The sequence below is a fragment of the Clavibacter vidaverae genome (genome assembly GCF_047529985.1).
Lineage (GTDB): Bacteria > Actinomycetota > Actinomycetes > Actinomycetales > Microbacteriaceae > Clavibacter > Clavibacter nebraskensis_A.
Genome location: NZ_JBLJAM010000001.1, coordinates 2,288,129 through 2,306,324 on the forward strand (window position 1 = coordinate 2,288,129; position 18,196 = coordinate 2,306,324).

At 74.3% G+C, this 18,196-nt stretch carries 19 protein-coding genes; 8 read left to right on the forward strand and 11 right to left on the reverse strand.

All coding sequences use genetic code 11. From position 1 onward, the window contains the following. Nucleotides 1–4: 4 nt before the first annotated feature. Nucleotides 5–361, reverse strand: coding sequence for a hypothetical protein (locus tag ACMT9T_RS10915; RefSeq protein ID WP_414745561.1), 357 nt, complete (start codon nucleotides 359–361; stop codon nucleotides 5–7). 93 nt (nucleotides 362–454) lie between these two features. Between ACMT9T_RS10915 and ACMT9T_RS10920 the strand changes: the two genes are divergently transcribed. Continuing rightward, a complete protein-coding gene (locus ACMT9T_RS10920; protein ID WP_414745562.1) occupies nucleotides 455–1,186 on the forward strand; it encodes an SGNH/GDSL hydrolase family protein in 732 nt (243 codons plus the stop codon). Nucleotides 1,187–1,235: 49 nt separating this feature from the next. On the opposite strand, the gene ACMT9T_RS10925 is transcribed toward ACMT9T_RS10920, so the two are convergent. Continuing rightward, the gene (locus tag ACMT9T_RS10925; protein WP_414745563.1) at nucleotides 1,236–2,258 is read right to left on the reverse strand and encodes a LysR substrate-binding domain-containing protein; all 1,023 of its coding nucleotides are present in this window, start codon (nucleotides 2,256–2,258) and stop codon (nucleotides 1,236–1,238) included. A 103-nt stretch (nucleotides 2,259–2,361) separates the two neighbouring features. On the opposite strand from ACMT9T_RS10925, the gene ACMT9T_RS10930 reads away from it, so the two are divergent. Beyond that, on the forward strand, nucleotides 2,362–2,793 hold the full coding sequence (locus ACMT9T_RS10930) for a DUF5997 family protein (RefSeq protein WP_116054074.1): 432 nt from the start codon (nucleotides 2,362–2,364) through the stop codon (nucleotides 2,791–2,793). 84 nt (nucleotides 2,794–2,877) lie between these two features. Next, entirely contained in the window at nucleotides 2,878–4,338 is a 1,461-nt protein-coding gene (locus tag ACMT9T_RS10935) for a DUF2079 domain-containing protein (RefSeq protein ID WP_414745564.1), read from the forward strand. Between the two features lie 82 nt (nucleotides 4,339–4,420). Here the strand turns inward: ACMT9T_RS10935 and ACMT9T_RS10940 are convergent, their stop codons facing one another. Then, nucleotides 4,421–5,845, reverse strand: coding sequence for a CitMHS family transporter (locus ACMT9T_RS10940; RefSeq protein ID WP_414745879.1), 1,425 nt, complete (start codon nucleotides 5,843–5,845; stop codon nucleotides 4,421–4,423). Between the two features lie 159 nt (nucleotides 5,846–6,004). Between ACMT9T_RS10940 and ACMT9T_RS10945 the strand changes: the two genes are divergently transcribed. From ACMT9T_RS10945 to ACMT9T_RS10960, 4 genes are read left to right on the forward strand one after another with little or no spacing between them, the layout of a single operon-like run. Beyond that, nucleotides 6,005–7,864 (forward strand): sensor histidine kinase, encoded by a 1,860-nt coding sequence (locus ACMT9T_RS10945; protein ID WP_414745565.1) that lies wholly within the window; start codon nucleotides 6,005–6,007, stop codon nucleotides 7,862–7,864. Further along, nucleotides 7,861–8,523, forward strand: a complete 663-nt coding sequence (locus ACMT9T_RS10950) for a response regulator transcription factor (protein WP_414745566.1) — start codon at nucleotides 7,861–7,863, stop codon at nucleotides 8,521–8,523. The genes ACMT9T_RS10945 and ACMT9T_RS10950 overlap by 4 nt, the downstream gene beginning before the upstream one ends. A gap of 28 nt (nucleotides 8,524–8,551) precedes the next feature. Beyond that, nucleotides 8,552–9,019 (forward strand): YybH family protein, encoded by a 468-nt coding sequence (locus ACMT9T_RS10955; protein ID WP_414745567.1) that lies wholly within the window; start codon nucleotides 8,552–8,554, stop codon nucleotides 9,017–9,019. Between the two features lie 39 nt (nucleotides 9,020–9,058). Next, a complete protein-coding gene (locus tag ACMT9T_RS10960; protein ID WP_414745568.1) occupies nucleotides 9,059–9,406 on the forward strand; it encodes an ASCH domain-containing protein in 348 nt (115 codons plus the stop codon). A gap of 51 nt (nucleotides 9,407–9,457) precedes the next feature. Here ACMT9T_RS10960 and ACMT9T_RS10965 read toward each other — a convergent pair whose 3' ends face one another. Beyond that, nucleotides 9,458–10,651, reverse strand: coding sequence for a Fic family protein (locus ACMT9T_RS10965; RefSeq protein ID WP_414745569.1), 1,194 nt, complete (start codon nucleotides 10,649–10,651; stop codon nucleotides 9,458–9,460). A 101-nt stretch (nucleotides 10,652–10,752) separates the two neighbouring features. Beyond that, the gene (ectB, locus tag ACMT9T_RS10970) at nucleotides 10,753–12,087 is read right to left on the reverse strand and encodes a diaminobutyrate--2-oxoglutarate transaminase (RefSeq protein ID WP_414745570.1); all 1,335 of its coding nucleotides are present in this window, start codon (nucleotides 12,085–12,087) and stop codon (nucleotides 10,753–10,755) included. Nucleotides 12,088–12,234: 147 nt separating this feature from the next. On the opposite strand from ectB, the gene ACMT9T_RS10975 reads away from it, so the two are divergent. Beyond that, nucleotides 12,235–13,137 (forward strand): alpha/beta fold hydrolase, encoded by a 903-nt coding sequence (locus ACMT9T_RS10975; protein ID WP_414745571.1) that lies wholly within the window; start codon nucleotides 12,235–12,237, stop codon nucleotides 13,135–13,137. Here the strand turns inward: ACMT9T_RS10975 and ACMT9T_RS10980 are convergent. From ACMT9T_RS10980 to nucS, 6 genes are all read right to left on the reverse strand, one after another. Continuing rightward, nucleotides 13,134–13,784, reverse strand: a complete 651-nt coding sequence (locus tag ACMT9T_RS10980; RefSeq protein WP_414745572.1) for a HEAT repeat domain-containing protein — start codon at nucleotides 13,782–13,784, stop codon at nucleotides 13,134–13,136. The genes ACMT9T_RS10975 and ACMT9T_RS10980 overlap by 4 nt on opposite strands. A 62-nt stretch (nucleotides 13,785–13,846) precedes the next feature. Beyond that, nucleotides 13,847–14,956: a VIT1/CCC1 transporter family protein gene (locus tag ACMT9T_RS10985; protein ID WP_116054087.1), complete on the reverse strand. Its 1,110-nt coding sequence runs from the start codon at nucleotides 14,954–14,956 to the stop codon at nucleotides 13,847–13,849. 261 nt (nucleotides 14,957–15,217) lie between these two features. Further along, nucleotides 15,218–16,075, reverse strand: a complete 858-nt coding sequence (locus tag ACMT9T_RS10990; protein ID WP_414745573.1) for a M56 family metallopeptidase — start codon at nucleotides 16,073–16,075, stop codon at nucleotides 15,218–15,220. Between the two features lie 78 nt (nucleotides 16,076–16,153). Further along, nucleotides 16,154–16,615, reverse strand: a complete 462-nt coding sequence (locus ACMT9T_RS10995) for a MarR family winged helix-turn-helix transcriptional regulator (RefSeq protein ID WP_414745574.1) — start codon at nucleotides 16,613–16,615, stop codon at nucleotides 16,154–16,156. Between the two features lie 113 nt (nucleotides 16,616–16,728). Beyond that, on the reverse strand, nucleotides 16,729–17,445 hold the full coding sequence (locus ACMT9T_RS11000; RefSeq protein WP_414745575.1) for an HAD family hydrolase: 717 nt from the start codon (nucleotides 17,443–17,445) through the stop codon (nucleotides 16,729–16,731). Nucleotides 17,446–17,500: 55 nt separating this feature from the next. Next, nucleotides 17,501–18,196 carry an endonuclease NucS gene (nucS, locus tag ACMT9T_RS11005; protein WP_414745576.1) on the reverse strand — a complete coding sequence of 232 codons (696 nt, stop codon included), beginning with the start codon at nucleotides 18,194–18,196 and terminating at the stop codon, nucleotides 17,501–17,503.

The following is an 18,196-nucleotide window of genomic DNA, read 5'->3' on the forward strand; positions in this document are numbered from 1 at the left end:
CCCCTCAGTAGTGCGTGGGCATCATCCCCGTCGCGAGCTCGCGGCGACGGCGGGCGTGCTCGCCCGCGAAGGACAGCAGCTCCATGTCGTGCTCGCGCATCCACGCGATCGCGGCCTCCAGCGTGACCGCGGTGGAGACCCACACGCGGCGGCCCGAGTCGTCGACCGCGTCGGCGTAGACCTCGAAGACGGGGGCGGATCCGGCGACGCGTTCGGTGGGCACGACGTAGCCGAGGACGGGCTGTGACGCGACCTGCACGCGCCAGGCGCCCTGGTGGAACCGGGCGTGCGGGTGGTGGACGAGGGGCTCGGGCTGGCGGGTCATCTTCTGCTCCAGGTGGAGGGACGGGGGCGTGAGCACCCGGCCGGGCTCCTGGACGACGATAGGCTCGGCGTCCGACACGGGGGGCGTCGGCGCATGATGGACACCACGCCCTCCCGACCCCAGGAGCCCATGTCCCCGCCGATCCGCATCCTCCACCAGACCGTCCGACCCTTCGTCGCGGCCGGCCTGCGCGGAGGCATCCCCACGCCGCTGACCGCCGCCGTGCCCACCGACGCGCCCGTCGGCGTCGTGCCGGGACCGGACCCCGACCGGATCCTCGCGCTCGGCGGCATCGGCGGATCCGGCGTGGGCCTCCGCACGCACGCGGAGGGCGTCGCGGCGCAGTCGGCCCGGGCGCTCTCCGCGATCACCGGCCGGGGCGTCGAGTGGCGCACCGTCCCGCTCGCGGACCAGCACCTCACGGCCACGCAGGAGGCCGTGCGGCAAATCACCGAGCTGCACCGCTACGACGTCGTGCTCGTGATGCCCGGGGTCGCCGACGCGCTGGAGCTCGCGCGCATCACGCCGTGGGTCCACCGGCTCGAGGACCTGCTCGACCACCTCGTGGAGCAGACCGCCGACAACTCGATGGTGCTCGTCTCGGACGTGCCGCAGGTGTCGCAGTACGTGGAGGCCGGCTCGTTCGTGCGCGGACTCTTCCGCGACCACGCCATGTACCTCTCGCAGCGCAAGGCCGAGGTCTGCGCGCGCTTCTCGCAGGCCATGTCGGTGAAGCTGCCGGACGCGGGACCCGTCGACTTCGAGGGCGGCGAGTTCCGCTACGCGTCGATGTACCGGCGCTGGGGCGAGTACGTGGGCCGGGTCGTCGCCGACCTGCAGGCGGAGCGCGGGATCGCCTGAGCCGTCCCGACGGGTCGCGCGGGTCCGCGCGGATCCGCGCGGTGCCGCCCTAGCGCCCGCGCCGCTGGCCGCGCGGCGGGGGAGTGCGCTTCCCGCCCTTGGGGGTCGGCTTGGCGCCGCCCTTCGCGCCCGCGGCGCCCGGCTTCCCCGCGGCCTTCCGCGCCGTCTTCTGCGCGGCGGTGGGCTTCCGGCGGTCGCGCTCGTCGTCGTCGCGCTGCGATCGCGAGCTCGCCGCGGTGCGCCCGCGGACGATGCCCACGAGCTCCTCGATGTCGGGGGAGGCGTCGCCCTCGCGCCAGGCCACGGCGATCCGCGTCTCCGGCAGGTCGTGCACGGGCACCGCCACGACGTCCTTGCGCGCGTGCAGGCGGCCGAGCGCGTGCGGCACGACCACGAACCCGACGCCCGCGGCGACCAGCTCGACGGCTGCCGTCACGTCGTCGGGCATCGGGACGGGATCCGCGCCCGCCGTGCGCCCCGGCCAGCCCGGCACCTGGTCGGCCGGCTGCAGCAGGAGGTCGTCGGCGAGGTCGGTGATCGCGATCGCGTCGGCCCGGGCGTGCGCGTGCTCCTTGGGCAGGATCGCGACCTGCACCTCGCCGTAGAGCGGCACGATCGTGAGGCCCCGGCCGTCGACGGGGAGGCGGAGGAACGCGACGTCCGCGGATCCGTCGAGGAGGGCGGCCGCGGCGTCCGGCTCGGCGAGGGGCACGACCCGGAGCGGCACGTCGGCGATGCGCTCGTCCCACGCGCGGGTCCACTTGGCGACGGTGACGCCCGGCACGATCACGACGACGAGCCCGCGCGGCGGGGCGGCGGCCTCGGCGGCGAGGCGCGCGTCCTCCGCGGCGATCGCGGCGCGGGCCTCCGCGAGGCGCTCCTCGCCCGCGGGGCTGAGGCGCGTGGGCCCGTCGTCGCGCACGAACAGCTCGACGCGCCAGAGGGCCTCGAGGTCGAGGATCGAGCGGCTCACGGCGATGCGCGACACGTTGAGCGCCTTGGCGGCGCGGGCGAAGTGCAGCTCGTCGGCCACGGCGGCGAAGTGCCGGAGGGCGGTCGGGTCGGCGTCCACGGGAGTCCCCTCGATGGCCCGCGCGGTGGGCGGCGCGGTGAGCGGCGGCGGGTCGATCCAGGCTAGTGCAGGCCGCCCGGGGCCCCGACGGTAGCCTGGGCACATGACGAGCGACGGATCCAGCCAGACGATGAAGGCCGCGACCGCGGCGAAGAAGCTGGGCGTGCACCTGCCGGCGACCCCGGTGGAGTTCCAGGAGTCGACCCCGTCGCGCGCGGAGCTCGCCGAGATGACCGCGAACCCGCCCGAGTGGCTCGCCACCCTGCTGCGCGACGGCCCGCACCCGCGCCAGGTCATCGCCGGCAAGCTCGGCGTCTCCATCGCCGGCCTCGCCCGCGCCGGCGTCGACGAGGCGCTCACCACCGCCCAGATCAAGGAGCTCCTCCAGGCCCCGCCGCAGTGGCTGGTGCAGGAGCGCGCGACGCAGGCCGAGGTGCGCGAGGAGCAGATCCGCGTGAAGAACCGCGACGCCGGCCGCGCCGCCATGGCCGCCGAGCGCGAGCGCCAGGACGGTGCCGGCGGATCCCGCCGCTGAGCCCAGCCGCTCCCGTCCGCGCGGAGCGGATGACGCGGGGATCGCGCCCGCCCGATCCCGGCCCCGCGTGAGACCCTTGCGTCCGTGATCAGTCCGAACGCCGCCTCCCGACGCCGCCACGCCGCCGAGGCCGGGACGGATCCCGCGGGCGTCCTCCCCGCGCCGGTCACCGGATCCCGCGTGCCCGGCACCGTCGGCTCCGTGGTCGTGGCCGCGCTCGTCACGGCCGTCTACGTGGTCTACTCGGCGCTCGAGTGGCGCCGCTTCACCGTGAAGTCGTGGGACACCGGCATCTTCACGCAGCTCGCGCAGGACTACTCGCGCCTCCAGGCGCCGCTCGTCTCCATCAAGGGCGACGGCTTCAACCTCATGGGCGACCACTTCCACCCGATCCTCGTGCTGCTCGGCCCGGTCTACGCTGTGTGGCCGCACGCGTTCGCGCTCCTCGTGGTGCAGGCCGTCCTCATCGGGATCTCGGTGGTCGGCGTCGGCCGCCTGGCCGGCCGCGTCGTGGGCCGGTGGGGTGCGATCGTGGTGGCGGCCGCGTACGGGCTGAGCTGGGGGATCCAGGGCGCCGTCGCGTTCCAGTTCCACGAGATCGCGTTCGCCCTGCCGCTGCTGGCCTTCGCGCTCGACGCGGTGATCGCCCGCCGCGCGATGGCGGCCGCCGCGTGGGCCGTGCCGCTCGTGTTCGTGAAGGAGGACCTCGGCCTCACGGTCGCGGTGCTCGGCGCGATCATCGCCCTCGCGCTCGACCGCCGCGTCGGCATCGCGCTCGCCGGCTGGGGCGTCGCGTGGTTCGTGCTGGCGACCACCGTGATCCTGCCGGCCTTCAACCGCGAGGCCCGCTGGGACTACGCGTCGAAGCTCGACGCCGGCAGCGTCCTCGCGGATCCGCTCGGCACGATCGCCGGGCTCTTCGTCGCGCCGAAGGTCGAGACGGTGGCCTTCCTCCTCCTCGCGGGCGCGCTCATCGCGCTGCGCTCGCCGCTGCTGCTCCTCGTGGTGCCGACGCTCGCGTGGCGGTTCCTGTCGCCGACCGAGTCGTACTGGTCGCCCGGCTACCACTACGACGCGGTGCTCATGCCGATCGTGTTCGCCGCCGCGATCGACGGGGTCGCCCGCGCCCGGGCCGGCCGCCAGAGCTGGCTGCGGTCCGCGTCGCGCCTCGCCGTCCCGGTGATCGCGGTCGCCGCCGTCGTCCTCTTCTTCCGCTCGCCCATGGCCGAGCTCACGAAGCCGGCCATCTGGCAGCCCGCGCCGCGCGCCGCCCAGGCGCAGGCGGCCCTCGACCAGGTGCCCGCGGGCGCCTCCGTCCTCAGCGACATCGGCCTCATGTCGTACCTCGTCGACGACCACGAGGTCTTCTGGCTCGGCAACCCGGGCAACCCGGCGCCGCAGTACGTCGTGATCGACACGGTCGGCGGCGGCCTCGGCCCGGGCGCGCTCAACGCCGACCAGTACGGCGAGGCGACGCAGGCGGGCACGGCGTACGAGATCGTCTACGCCGACGCCGGGTACCAGGTGGCGCGCCGGATCCAGTAAGCCGCACGCACGGAGGCCGGGCGCTCCCCCGAGCCGCCCGGCCTCCGCATGCGCGCTCCTCCAGGAGCGCCCTCCCGACCGATCAGATCGGGATCGCCGCCGTCAGCACGCCCACCGCGAGCATCAGGAGCGAGACCAGCACGGCGCGCCACAGCACCTTGCGGTGGTGGTCGCCGAGGTTCACGTCGGCCAGCGACACGAGCAGCAGGATCGCCGGCACGAGCGGGCTCTGCAGGTGCACGGGCTGCCCGGTGATGGACGCGCGGGCCATCTCGACGGGGTCGATGCCGTAGTTCGCCGCGCTCTCCGCGAGCACCGGGAGCATGCCGTAGTAGAACGCGTCATTGCTCATGAAGAAGGTCATCGGGATGCTGAGCACGCCCGTGATGACCGCGAGGCCCGGGCCGAGCGCGTCCGGGATGATCGTGACGAGCCAGGCCGACATCGCCGACACCATGCCCGTGCCGTTGAGCACGCCGATGAGGACGCCCGCCGCGAGCACCATCGACACCACGCCGACCACGCTGGGCGCGTGCGCCGCGATGCGCTCGCCCTGGTCCTTGAGGACGCGGAAGTTGACGATGAGGGCCACGGCCGCGCCGACCATGAAGACGTAGGCGAGGGGCAGCTGGTCCATGATCAGCAGCGCGAGCACCACGAGGGTGAGCCCGAGGTTGAACCAGATGAGGCGCGGGCGCAGGGTGTCGCGGTCGGGGTCGAGCATCGTCGTCCCGAGCGTGGAGACGGCGGCCGTCTCGGCGCGGACGAGCGACGGGGCCATCGTGATGAGGCCGCCGCGCGGGGTCGCGGGGGCGCCGCGGCCGGCGCGCCACCAGCCGGAGCCGCCCGTGGATCCGCCGGAGCCGCCCGTGCCGCCGGCCGCGTCGAGTCCGCCCTCGGCCCGCGCCTCGCCGAGCGCGGCCAGGCGGCTGCGCTCGCGGAGGCCCATGGTCCAGGCGAAGATCATCACGAGCGCGATGCCCGCGAGGAGCGACGGGATCATCGGCACGAAGATGTCGGTCGGCGAGACCTTGAGCGCCGCGGCCGCGCGGACGGTCGGGCCGCCCCACGGGACGATGTTGAGCGTGCCGTTCGCGAGGCCCGCCGTGCAGGTGAGGACCACCGGGCTCATCCCGAGCTTGCGGTAGATGGGCAGCATGGCCGCCGTCGTGACGATGAAGGTCGTGGATCCGTCGCCGTCGAGGGAGACCGCGGCCGCCAGGATCGCCGTGCCGAGCACGATCTTCGCCGGGTCCCCGCCCGCGACGCGGAGGATGAGGCGCACCAGCGGGTCGAAGAGGCCGACGTCGATCATGATGCCGAAGTAGATGATGGCGAACATCAGCAGCGCGGCCGTCGGGGCCAGGTCGCCGAGCGCCTCGATGACCATGTCGCCGATGCCGAGGCCGGCGCCCGCGAAGAGCCCGAAGATGGTCGGCACGAGGATGAGGGCGACCATGGGCGTCAGCCGCTTGGTCATGATGAGCGCCATGAAGGTGAGGACCATGGCGAAGCCCAGGAATACCAGCACGTGTGACTCCTTCGTCGGTGGGCGGGACGCCCGGCTGAACACCACACGCTAGGTCGGAGTCCGCGTCGCGTCGCGCTTGTGCCGCTTGATCGCGATAGTGCACGTAGACGACGTTCTGCGCATTATGCTCACGGAGTGGATCGGGCGACGGGGCGACGGCGGGCGGGGCTCGACTTCGCGCGGCGCACCCTCGTGCTCCAGCTGCTCGTCGTGCTCGTGGTGGTGGGGATCGCGACGATCGCCTACGGCCTGCTCAGCTCCTCGGAGAACCGCGAGGAGGCGCAGGCGACGGCGCTCGCGATCGCGCGGACGGCCGCCGAGGATCCCGCGCTCCGGGCGGCCGTGACGGCCGAGACCGCGGATCCCGCGACGGCCACCGCCGCCGAGCTCGCCGACGGGCCCGTGCAGCGCACGGCCGAGGCGGTGCGCGAGCGGACAGGCGCGCTGTTCGTCGTCGTTACCGACGACCGGGGGCTGCGCCTCGCGCACCCCGACCCCGCCGAGCTCGGGGAGCGCGTGAGCACGGATCCGACGGTCGCGCTCGCGGGGCGCGAGGAGGTGACGTGGGCGACCGGCACGCTCGGGGAGTCGGCGCGGGCGAAGGTGCCGGTGCGGGCGCTGGACGACGATGCGTCCTCCGGCGCCGCCGCCGCCGCCTCCGCTGATGGCCGGGTCGTCGGCGAGGTCAGCGTCGGCTTCGCGGCGGCGACCGTCCGCGATTCCATCGGCGTCGACGTCGCGGCCATCGCGGTCGTCGCCCTGCTCGCGCTCGGCGTCGGGGCGGTGGCCAGCGGGATCCTCTCCCGCCGCCTCGCGCGCCTCACCCTCGGCCTGCAACCGTCCGAGCTCGCGGGCCTCGTGCAGGACCAGGCGGCCGTGCTGTCGGGCGTCGGCGAGGGCGTCCTCGGCATCGGCACCGACGGCCGGGTGACCGTCTGCAACCCGCGGGCCGCCGAGCTGCTCGGCCTCGAGGATCCGGTCGGCCGCACGCTCGCGGAGCTCGGCGTCGCGCCGGTGCTGCGGGACGCGGTCGTCGACGCGCGGGCCGGTGCGCCGTCCGATCCCGGCGCGGGATCCCCGTCCCTGCGCGCGGTGGTCGACGACCGGCTGCTCTTCGTCGACGTGGCCCGGGTCGACCGCGACGGCCGCGACCTCGGCACGGTGATGGTGCTGCGCGACGAGACCGACATCGAGGCGATGAGCCGCCGCCTCACCGCCGTCACCGCGATGTCCACGGCGCTCCGCGTGCAGCGGCACGAGTTCGCGAACCGCCTCCACGTCGTGCGCGGCCTCGTCGCGACCGGCCGCGTGGACGAGGCCGAGAGCTACCTCGCGGGCGTGCTCGAGCAGGGGCCGGTGGCGTTCCCGACGGTCGACGCCGGGCTCGTCGACGAGCCCTACCTGCAGGCGTTCCTCGGCGCGAAGGCGATGGAGGCGGAGGAGCGGGGCGTGGCGCTCCGGGTCGGGCCCGGCACGCTCGTGCGCGGGATCCTGGTGCGGCCCGAGGAGGTCACGACCGTGCTCGGCAACCTCGTCGACAACGCGATGCACGCGGCCGTCCGCGGATCCCGCGCCGACAGGTGGGTGGAGGTGGAGGCGCTCGACGACGGCGTCGACCTGCACCTCGCGGTATCCGACTCCGGCGACGGGCTCGCGGCATCCGACGCCGGTCGCGTGTTCCAGCGCCGGCCGGACGACGTGGGCGCGGCGGCGGAGGCCGTGGCGTCGGGCGCCGCGACCGGCGACGGCGGCGCGGACGGCCGCGGGGGAGCGGATCCCGCGCACGGCCTCGGCTTCGGCCTGCCGCTCGTGCGCGACATCGCCCGGCGCGACGGCGGCGACGTGTGGGTCGCGGATCCCGGCGGCCCGCCGCCTCGCGCGGAGTCCGGCGCCGTCTTCTGCGCGCGCCTCGCGGGCGTGGTCGAGCCGCCCGACGCGGATCCGCCCGCCTCCGCCGACGACCCCCACCACGACCCCGACGGAGACAGCCCATGACCGACGACCTGACCGTCCTCATCGTCGACGACGACTTCCGCATCGCCCGTCTGCACGAGGGCATCGTGGAGCAGGCGCCCGGCTTCCGCGCCGTCGGCACCGCGGGCAGCGTCCGGGCGGCGCTCGCGGTGCTCGACACGTCCCGCCCCGACCTCGTGCTGCTGGACGCGTACCTGCCCGACGGCAGCGGCGTCGACCTCGTGCGGCGCATCGAGCCCGACGTGATCCTCGTCACCGCCGCCGACGACCCCGCCACCGTCCGCCGTGCCCTCCGCGGCGGCGCGGTCTCCTACCTCGTGAAGCCGTTCGCGCCCGAGCTGCTCACCGCGCGGCTCGCGGCCTACTCGGCCTTCCGCGCCGGGCTCGCGAGCGACCGTCCGCTCGACCAGGCGGGCATCGACCGCGCCATCCACGCGCTGCGGCCCGGCCGGGTCTCCGCGCGCGAACGGCCGGCGACCGAGCAGGCCGTGCTCGACGCGCTGTCCGCGTCCGACGAGGAGCTCAGCGCCCCCGAGATCGCCGAGCGCGTGGGCGTCTCCCGCGCCACCGCGCAGCGCTACCTCGGCGCGCTCGCCCGCGACCGCGTGGTCGACGTGCAGCTCAACTACGGATCCACGGGGCGCCCGGAGCACCGCTACCGGATCCTGCGGCCCCGCTGACGTCGTCGGCCGGCCGTACGCTCTCCCGATGACCTCCCCGCTCGACCGCCCTGGCTGGCACACGCCTCGGTCCGTCCCCCGCGCCGACATCAGCAGGGCCGCCGTGTCCGGCTGGCTCGACGCCTACGTCGCCGCCTGGCGCTCCTACGAGCCCGCCGACATCGCGGCCCTGTGGTCGGAGGACGCGGTGTGGCACTACCCGTTCGAGATCCGCGCGACGGGCCGCGCCGCCATCGTCGCCGAGTGGATGGCCGAGCGCGACGCCTTCGTCGGCGAGCGCTTCGAGGCCGAGTACCACCCGGTGGTCGTCGAGGGGGACACCGCGGTGGCGCACGGGCGCACCGTCTTCCTCGCGTCGGACGGCGACGAGGTCGTCACGGCCTACGACAACGTCTGGATCCTCCGGTTCGACGCCGACGGCCGGTGCGCGGAGTTCCACGAGTGGTACGCCGGCCGCCCCGAGGACGAGCCGGACCGCGCCGTCCCGCGCCGCTGACCGTCCGCGAGCGGGTGACGCGCCCGTAGGCATCGACGGATGCCCGACGCAGGAGCCCAGGTCATCCGCTTCCACCGGAAGCACCACGACGCGATCGTGAGCGGCGAGAAGGTCACCACCGTGCGCTGGGAGGAGGACCTGCGGGTCGGGCCGGCGACGTTCGTCTTCGACGAGCACCCCACCGCCGTCCCCCTGGACGGACGTGTCACCTCCGTGCGGCGGCACCTCCTGGCGGATCTCACGCCGGAGGACGCGCACCAGCCGCCGGGGACAGACATGGCCCTCTTCGCCGCGCAGCTCCGGGACAACTACAACCCGACCATGCCGACGTCGGCGTCCGTCGTGGTCGCGGAGATCGAGCTCGAGGGCGTCGCGACCGTCGGCTGAGCCGGGAGCGCGCTGGGCGACGTACGGCGTCGAGGCTCGTGGCTACGTCCCTCAACCCGCCTCGCGGAGCCGGGTGATGCGGGATCGGATGCGGTCGTCGAGATCCTCGAACTCGTCGAGCACGTCTGTCACGGCGTAGACGCGATCGCGTTTGCGCTCCGTGACCTCGGTGATGATCCGGGACTCCTGGAGCTGCTCGATCGCCCGGTAGGCCGCTCGATCCCCGAGCCCGGCGCGTGCGGCCAGCTGCTCGGCCGTGAACACCGGCAGGCCGACCAGCATGTCGAGCAGCTGATCCGTCGCGCTGCCCGCGCGCATCCCGACTTCCCGCCGCCACGCGTCGGAGTACATGAGGAAGGACCGGGCTGTCCCGCGGGCCTCGCGCGCGGCGATCTCGACGCACAGCGCTACATCGGTGATGATCGCCTCCACGTCACCGGCCCGGTAGGCGGTGAGCAGTCCGAAGTAGTGGACGGTGTCGGCGGCTAGCGCCGACGCGACCGGCAGCACCGTGGTCGGCGTCATGCCCCGCCGACGGAGGACCGCCCCGATGAGGGCGCGGCCGATCCGCCCGTTCCCGTCGGTGAACGGGTGGATGCTCTCGAACTGCGCGTGCACGATCGCGGCCTGGGCGATCGGATCGACGTCGTCTCGGTTCGCGAATGACAGAAGGTCGATGAGGAGCTCCTGCACGAGCTCCGGTGGTGGCGGCACGTAGAGCGCCCCGCGCGGGGTGCGCTGCGATCCGCCGATCCAGTTCTGCACGTCCCGGACTCGCCCGGCGTGCTCGCGCTCACCGGGGTCGTCCCTCATCAGCAGCTCGTGCGCACGGAGGATCGCGTCGAGCTCGATCGCCGTCGTGGACGCGTCGATCAGGGCGGTGATGGCACGGCCGGCGGACACCATCGACATGGCGGACGGGTTCTCCCTCAGGCCGCCTAGCGCGCGGGCGAACGCGGTCGTGCTCGCGTCGACCTGTTCGATGCGCGAGGACGCGACGGACTCCATCCGGATGAGGAAGCCCGCGAGCGGCTGCAGGAGGTCGCCGGCGACCCGCTCGAGCTCCTCCGTCTCGTACCGGGCGCGCAGCAGATCCCGTGGAGGAGTCGACGGGACCGCTACGTCGCGGAGTCGAGGCGGGATCGAGACGGCCACCTCCGAGAAGACGCGATCCTCGCGCGAGCCGCGTCGCCCTGTGCTCTGCCACGGAACCGTGCGGTTCTCGTGCTGAGGCCACTCGGACATCGTCTCGCTCCTGTCAATAAGACGCGAGACACTGACACTTATCGCGTGGAAGTGACACTAGCAGTCGACGTAGCGACAGTGGAGGCGTGATCTAGTGCGAATCAGCTCCCGACGGCCACCGGCAGCGGCACGTCGTCGGCCGCGAGCTCCTCGCTCGTGGATCCGAGCACCTCGCGGACGGACGCGCGGATGATCGCGAGCCCCTCCTCGACCTGCTCGTCGGTGATGGTGAGCGCGGGCAGCACCTTCATGACCGTGCCGCCGGCGCCGCTGGTCTCCATGAGCATGCCGCGCTCGAACGCCGCCCGGCAGACCGCGCCGGCGAGGTCGCCCGAGGGGAACTCGATGCCACGCGCGAGGCCGCGGCCGCGCACCTTGAGCTGCATCCCCGGCGAGGCCTCGGCGGCGATCTCCGTGAAGACCTCGTGGATCCGCTCGCCCTTCCGGAGCGTGGACGCCTCGAGCTCGCCGTCGGCCCAGTACAGGCGGATGGCCTCGGCGCCCGTGAGGAACGCCGGCGCGATGCCGCGGAACGTGCCGTTGTGCTCGCCCGGCTTCCACTGGTCGAGCTCGGGCTTCAGCAGCGTGAGGGCCATGGGCAGGCCGTAGCCGCCGATGGACTTGGAGAGCGTCACGATGTCGGGGACGATGCCCGACTCCTCGAAGCTGAAGAAGCCGCCCGTGCGGCCGCAGCCCATCTGCACGTCGTCGACGATGAGCACGATGCCGTGGCGCGTGCACAGGTCGCGGAGGGCGCGGAGCCACTCGGGCGTCGCGACGTTGATGCCGCCCTCGCCCTGCACGGTCTCGACGATGACGCCGGCCGGCTTGTCGAAGCCCGAGCCGGAGTCGTCGAGCAGCTTCTGGAAGTACGCGAGGCTGTCGGTCTCGCCGCCGAGGTAGCCGTCGAACGGCACCGCGACCGCGTGGTGCAGCGGGTGGCCGGCGCCGCCGCGCTTGAGCGCGTTGCCGGTGACCGCGAGCGCGCCCTCGGTCATGCCGTGGAACGAGTTGGTGAAGTGCACGATCGTGGTGCGGCCGGTGACCTTGCGCGCGAGCTTCAGCGCGGCCTCGACCGCGTTGGCGCCGCCCGGGCCGGGGAACATGATGCGGTAGTCGAGCCCGCGGGGCTCGAGGATGACGTCCTGGAACGTCTGCAGGAAGTCGCGGCGGGCCTCCGTGAACATGTCGAGGGAGTGCGTGACGCCGTCGCGGAGGATGTAGTCGACGAGCTTCTGCTTGAGGGCGGGGTTGTTGTGCCCGTAGTTGAGGGCGCCGGCGCCCGCGAAGAAGTCGAGGTAGCGGTCGCCGTCGGCCGTGAACATCTCGCTGCCCACCGCGCGGTCGAACACGACCGGCCAGCCGCGGCTGTAGCTCCGGACCTCGGACTCCATCTGCTCGAAGATCGTCATGCCGTCTCGCTCCTTGATGCTCATCGGCGACCTCCATGGATCGCCGCACGTCGGGCGGGCTCGTGGCACCGGGCGACGGGGAAGGGGCTGCGATGCGCAGCCCCTCCATCGTCGCACCTCCTCCCGACATCGCAGGAATCCCCCGCGTGAGGATCTCGATAGGGTCGCGACATGGCCGCACCCGGGGACGTCGATCCGCTCGGGGCCCCGGGCACCGCGATGCTCGACGTCGGCGGCCGCGCGGTGCGGCACCGCGTGACGGGCTCCGGGGATCCGCTCCTCCTCCTGCACGGCATCGGCCGCAGCCTCGAGGACTGGGACGAGCAGCACGCGCGCCTGTCCGGCGGGCACGCGCTGCACAGCCTCGACCTGCCGGGCTTCGGCTGGTCGGATCCGGTCGCCGGCGCCACCACGCTCGAGTCGCTCGCGGACTCGCTGCCCGCCTACCTCGACGCGGCGGGCGTCACGGGTCCCGTGACCGTGGTCGGCAACTCGCTCGGCGGCGCGGTGGCGATGACCCTCGCGACCCGGCACCCGGATCGCGTGCGCGCCCTCGTGCTCGCCGACAGCGCGGGCTTCGGCCGGCAGGTCACCGTGGGCCTCCGGATGCTCGCGTTCGACCCGCTCGCGACCCTGCTCATGCGCCCGACGCCCGGCAACTCGCGGCGCTCGACCCGGACGATCTTCCACGACCCCGCGCTCACGACCGACGAGCGGGTGCGGCACGCGCAGCAGCTGTCGTCGCGGCCGACCCACGCGGCGACGATGCTCGACATCGCGCGCGACCTCGGCACGGTCCGCGGCGTGAGCGCCCGCTGGCGCCGCCCGCTCGTGGAGGGCGTGCGGTTGTCCGGCCTGCCGGTGCTCGCCGTGTGGGGCGACCGCGACCGGATCCTGCCGCCCGCGCACCTCGCGGCTGTCGCGCGCGAGCTGCCCGACGCGCGCACGCGGCTCATCCCCGACTGCGGGCACATGCCGCAGATCGAGCGGCCGGACCTGTTCGCCGGCCTCGTCGAGGACTTCCTCGCGTCGCTGCCGGCGGATCCCGCGGCGCGGCCCGAGCCGGAGGGCTAGGAGCGGTCGGCGTCCGCGTCGTCGGCGGAGTCGTCGCCGTCGTCGTCCGCATCCGCGACGGGAGCGCTCGCCTCGGCCGCGGCCTGCGCGTGCCGGCCGGCGGGGGAGAGCACCTGCTCGTGGCGGGCGGCGAGGGCCTCGAGGCCGTCGTGCGCGGCGACGCGGACGGAGGTGTCGGGATCCGTCAGCGCGCGGCGGATGACGTCCTCGTCGGCGGGGGAGCCGACGGCGCCGAGCGCGCGGAGGGCGGCGCCGCGGACGCGGGCGTTCTCGTCGGTGACGAGCACCGTGAGCGCGCGCACCAGCGGCAGCTGCCGGGTCGCGACGACCTTCGCGCACGCCTCGCGCACGCGCCAGGCGCGGTTCGTGAGGTTCTTCTCGACGACCTTCGCGGCCTCGGGGGTCCACGCGTAGAGCAGGGCGCGGGCGCCCCAGGCCTCGGGCCAGTAGAGGGGAGGCGCGCCGTTGAGGATCCCGCGGGCGTGGCGTCCGCCGACCAGCAGCAGGAAGTCGTCGCCCTCGTACAGGCCGTCCAGCAGGCCCATCGCCCGCAGGGCGACCTCCCGCTCGCTCGTGCGCGCCACCGCGTCGCTCATGCGCGTCGCGAGGGAGTCCTCGCGACGGCGGGGGTCATCTCCGTCAGCCATGGGCCCCACCGTATCGGCTGCGGCCGGGCGGTCCCGCCGCCCGGGAGCGGCGGGAGGCCGGATCAGCCGGCCTGCGTGTTGAAGAGCAGCCCCAGCAGGTAGGTGGCCCCGGCCGCGCCGAAGCCGATGAGGAGCTGCCGGCCGGCGCGACGCAGGGGCGGGCCGCCCGAGAGGAGGCCGGTGACCGCGCCCGTGATCGAGAGCGCGATCGCGACGAGCACGCACGCGATGACGAGCGCCGCGAGGCCCTGCAGGCCGAAGAGGTACGGGAGCACGGGGATCACCGCGCCGGACGCGAAGAAGCAGAAGCTCGACAGGGCCGCGCCCCACGCGGTGCCGACGCTCTCGTGCTCGTCGTCGCCCGCGGCGACGCCCGCGATGGTGACGGGGATCGGCCGGGTCTCGGCCGCGAGGTCGCGCAGCACCTCGTCGGCGTGCGCGAGCGCCTCCTCCTCGGTCATGCCGCGGGCGCGGTAGACGAGGGCGAGCTCGTTGGCGTCGACGTCGAGGTGGGGGAGGGCGTCGCGCGTGCCCGGATCCGGGGCCGACGCCTCGAGCAGCTCGCGCTGGGAGCGCACCGACACGAACTCGCCCGCGCCCATGGAGAGCGCGCCGGCGAGGAGGCCCGCGAGGCCCGTGGCGAGGATCACGGCGTTCGGCACGCCCGTGGCCGTGATGCCGAGGACGAGCGCGAGGTTGCTCACGAGCCCGTCGTTGGCGCCGAAGACCGCGGCCCGGAAGGTGCCGGACAGGCGCATGCGCCCGCGGGTGGCGAGGCCGCGCACGACCTCCTCGTGCACGCGCTCATCGGCGGCCATGGCGTCGGTGGCGTCGGCGTCGTCCGCGTACGGCGAGCGGCTCTCGGCGCGCTGCGCGAGGGCCAGCACGAAGACGGAGCCGAAGCGACGGGCGAGCAGGCCGAGGATCCGGGTGCGGATGTCGCCGCGGACGGGCTTGCCGACGCGGTCGCCGAGCAGCTCGATCCAGTGGTCGGCGTGGCGGCCCTCCGCCTCGGCGAGGGCGAGCAGGATCTCGCGCTCCTCGCCCGTGCGGCGGCCGGCGAGGTCGCGGTAGACGGCGGCCTCGGCGCGCTCGTCGGCGAGGTACTGCCGCCAGCGGCGCACCTGGGCGGGCGTCGGATCCGGCGTGCGGGCAGGGGGCATGGCTGTCATGGGTGTCCTCCGGTCGGGCGACGACCGGGACCCGCGGGGTCTCCGGCCGACGCGACGGCGCATCGTGCGCCTGTCGTTCGTCTGGCCGAAGGTCTCGTCCGCCCGCCGCGCGCGCTCCGTGGCGGGTGATGCACCGGGCCCGGGGGCCAGCATGTCGACGCATCGCCGTCCGGCCCGAGGGCCGGGGGGACTACTCCCCTTCGAGAGGAGACCCTAGCGCACGGCCCCGCGCGGCCCGTCGGGGCCCTGCGGCGCCGGCGCTCACGCGGGCGGCAGCAGCACGATGACCAGCGGCAGCACGGGGAGCGCGCACGCGACCGCGCACAGCAGCCGCAGCGCGACGCGATGGCCGCCGCGGGGGTGGCGCATGCGGTCGGCGCGGAGGGCGCTGAGGCCGCCCTCGGGATCCAGCTTGGTGAGGGCCGAGGCGACCGTGGCCGGTCCGGCGACGCGGGCCGCGTGGTCGTCGGCGATGAACTCGATGGCGATGGTCGTGGAGAGCGCGAGGCGCTGGCTCGCGGGCAGCGCCGGGAGGATCGAGCGGGAGACCTGGGCGATGCGCACCGCGAGGGCGTGCCGCTGCTCCAGGTGCGCGGTCTCGTGCTCGAGGACGGCCGCGATCTCGTCGTCGTCGAGCCGGGCGCGCGCCTCCGTGGTGAGGAGGATCACGCCGGTGGCGGGCGAGAGCGCCGCGAGCGGCACGTCGGACTCGACGATCCGCGCATCGCGCCCCGCGACCCGGTACGGCCGGGACGCGAGCAGCAGCGTCGCGACCTCGCCCGCGCGGCGCCGGGCCTCGCGCACCACGCGGCCGCCCTCGTCCACGATGCGGAACAGCAGCACACCGAGCACGCCCGCCGCGACGTACGCGAGCGGGATCGCGGCGACCGCCTCCTCCTCCGGCCGGGCGCCCGCCTGCAGCGCCATGCCCTGGTGGATGAGGAGGCCGAGCCCGGAGCCGAGGCTCAGCACCGCGGTGACGAGGAAGCCGTGCCAGGCCGCGAGCATCGCGACGGGGCGCTGCGCGACGAGCGGCAGGCGCCCGAGGAGCAGCGGCGCGAGGAGCGTGACCGTGACGTAGCACTCCAGGAGGAGCACCGCGCGGACCGTGTCGCTCACTGGTCGCGCTCCGATCGGGGGGTGCGGGGTGCGGGATGCGGGATGCGCTCGGGCGGCGCGGATGGTGCGGGCGACCGGTCAGATGGTCTCGGGCAGCGCCTTCGCGTTCTCGATGACCTGGCTCAGGACGGTCTTGAGGCCCTCGAGCTGCTCCTCCGTCATGGAGAGGCGGTCGCGGATCTGCTGCGGGATGGAGACGGCCTTCTCGCGCAGGGCGCGGCCCTGGTCGGTGAGCCCGATCTCGAGCACGCGCTCGTCGGTGGCGCGGCGCACGCGCCACACGTGCCCCATGGCCTCGAGCCGCTTGAGCAGCGGCGAGAGCGTGGCGCTGTCGAGCTGGAGCTCGTGGCTCAGGTCCTTGACCGAGCGGGGCCCGCGGGCCCAGAGCGCGAGGAGCACGAGGTACTGGGGGTGGGTGAGCCCCAGCGGGTCGAGGATGGGTCGATAGAGGGCGGTCACGCTGCGCGCGGCGACCACCAGCGAGTAGCTGACCTGCCTGTCGAGCGCGAGCGGGTCCTGCAGGTCCTGCGGTGTTGACATGGTTCCTCCGCCGGTCATTCTGTCACTCCGTGTTGCTAACCCTCGGGCTAACGGGGGTCAGCGGCCGGATCTGTGGAAAGGCTCCTGCTTGTGAGGGATTCGGAGCCGCCGGCTCAGGCGGCGGGTCGCGCGGCCTGCGGCACGAGGAGCGCCTCGAGCTCGGGCGCCGTCTCGACCACCGCGATGGTGCCCGCGGCCTCCGCCGGGCTGCCGTACCCCCAGCCCACCATGACCGTCGGGATCCCGTGCGCCGCGGCGCCGAGCACGTCGTGCTCGCGGTCCCCGACCATCACCACGTTGCCCAGGTCGACGCCCGCCTCGCGGAGCCGCCGGAGCGCCTCGTCGATGACGTCCGCCTTCGCGGATCGCACCTCGTCCTCGCTGGCGCCGCAGATCTCGGCGAAGCAGTCGGTGAGGCCGTAGTGGTCGAGCACGCGGCGGGCCTGCGACTCGGGCTTGCTCGTGGCGAGCGAGAGCGGGATGCCGGCCGCGTGGATCGCGCGGAGCACCTCGGGCACGCCGTCGTAGACCGAGCTGTCGAAGACGCCCCCGCCCGCGTAGCCCTCGCGGTAGTGGGCGAGGGCGCGCTGCTGGGCGTCGTCGTCCATGCCCGCGAGGTCGCGGAAGGACTCGAGGATGGGCGGGCCCACGTACTCGAGCAGCTGGGCGGGGCCGGGCACGGGCAGGCCCATGAAGACGAGCGTCCTCGCGAGCTGCGCCGTGATCCCCGGGGCCGAGTCGGTGATGGTGCCGTCGAGGTCGAAGAGGATGCAGCTCCAGGGCGCGGAGCCGGCCGCGTCGGGCGGCGTGGTCGTGTCGGGTGCGGTCACGCTGACACCCTACGAGCCTCGCGCGGATGCCCGCCGGGAGTGCCCCGAGGGCGCGTCAGAACAGGCGGGAGTGCCCGTCGTCCATCCCGCGCATCGCGTCGTAGTCGAGGAGCAGGCAGCGGATGCCGCGGTCCTCGGCGAGCGTGCGGGCCTGGGGCTTGATCTCCTGCGCGGCGTAGACGCCCGTGACCGGCGCGAGGTGCGGATCCCGGTTCATCAGCTCGAGGTAGCGCGTGAGCTGCTCGACGCCGTCGATGTCGCCGCGGCGCTTGAGTTCCACCGCAACGGACTTCCCGTCGGCGTCGCGGGCGAGGATGTCGACCGGCCCGATCGCCGTCATGTACTCGCGGCGCACCAGCTCGTGGCCGTCGCCCAGCAGGTGGATCTGCTCGGCCAGCAGCTTCTGCAGGTGCGCCTCCACGCCGTCCTTGACGAGGCCCGGGTCGACGCCGAGGTCGTGCGCGGAGTCGTGCAGCACCTCGTGGATCGAGACGACGAGCATGTCGGCCGTCTTCGGCTGCACGACGCGCCAGATCTCGCGGACGCCCGCGAGCGCCTGGTCGTCGTCGGGCTCGACCTCGACGATGGAGCAGGGCGGGCTCATCCAGTTGAGGGGCTTGTAGGAGCCGCCGTCCGAGTGGACGAGGAGGCTCCCGTCGGCCTTGACCATGAGGAGGCGGGTGGCGAGAGGGAGATGCGCGCTGAGGCGGCCGGCGTAGTCGACGGAGCAGCGGGCGATGACGAGACGCAC

Coding starts and splice junctions, on each gene's coding strand:
- ACMT9T_RS10940 (WP_414745879.1), bottom strand. CDS start 5,845: ATGGTCCTCACCTTCATGGCGCTCATCATGACCAAGCGGCTGACGCCC.
- ectB (WP_414745570.1), bottom strand. CDS start 12,087: ATGAGCATCAAGGAGCGAGACGGCATGACGATCTTCGAGCAGATGGAG.
- ACMT9T_RS10975 (WP_414745571.1), top strand. CDS start 12,235: ATGGCCGCACCCGGGGACGTCGATCCGCTCGGGGCCCCGGGCACCGCG.
- ACMT9T_RS10955 (WP_414745567.1), top strand. CDS start 8,552: ATGACCTCCCCGCTCGACCGCCCTGGCTGGCACACGCCTCGGTCCGTC.
- ACMT9T_RS10930 (WP_116054074.1), top strand. CDS start 2,362: ATGACGAGCGACGGATCCAGCCAGACGATGAAGGCCGCGACCGCGGCG.
- ACMT9T_RS10980 (WP_414745572.1), bottom strand. CDS start 13,784: ATGGCTGACGGAGATGACCCCCGCCGTCGCGAGGACTCCCTCGCGACG.
- ACMT9T_RS10960 (WP_414745568.1), top strand. CDS start 9,059: ATGCCCGACGCAGGAGCCCAGGTCATCCGCTTCCACCGGAAGCACCAC.
- ACMT9T_RS10985 (WP_116054087.1), bottom strand. CDS start 14,956: ATGACAGCCATGCCCCCTGCCCGCACGCCGGATCCGACGCCCGCCCAG.
- ACMT9T_RS10965 (WP_414745569.1), bottom strand. CDS start 10,651: ATGTCCGAGTGGCCTCAGCACGAGAACCGCACGGTTCCGTGGCAGAGC.
- ACMT9T_RS10995 (WP_414745574.1), bottom strand. CDS start 16,615: ATGTCAACACCGCAGGACCTGCAGGACCCGCTCGCGCTCGACAGGCAG.
- ACMT9T_RS10920 (WP_414745562.1), top strand. CDS start 455: ATGTCCCCGCCGATCCGCATCCTCCACCAGACCGTCCGACCCTTCGTC.
- ACMT9T_RS10950 (WP_414745566.1), top strand. CDS start 7,861: ATGACCGACGACCTGACCGTCCTCATCGTCGACGACGACTTCCGCATC.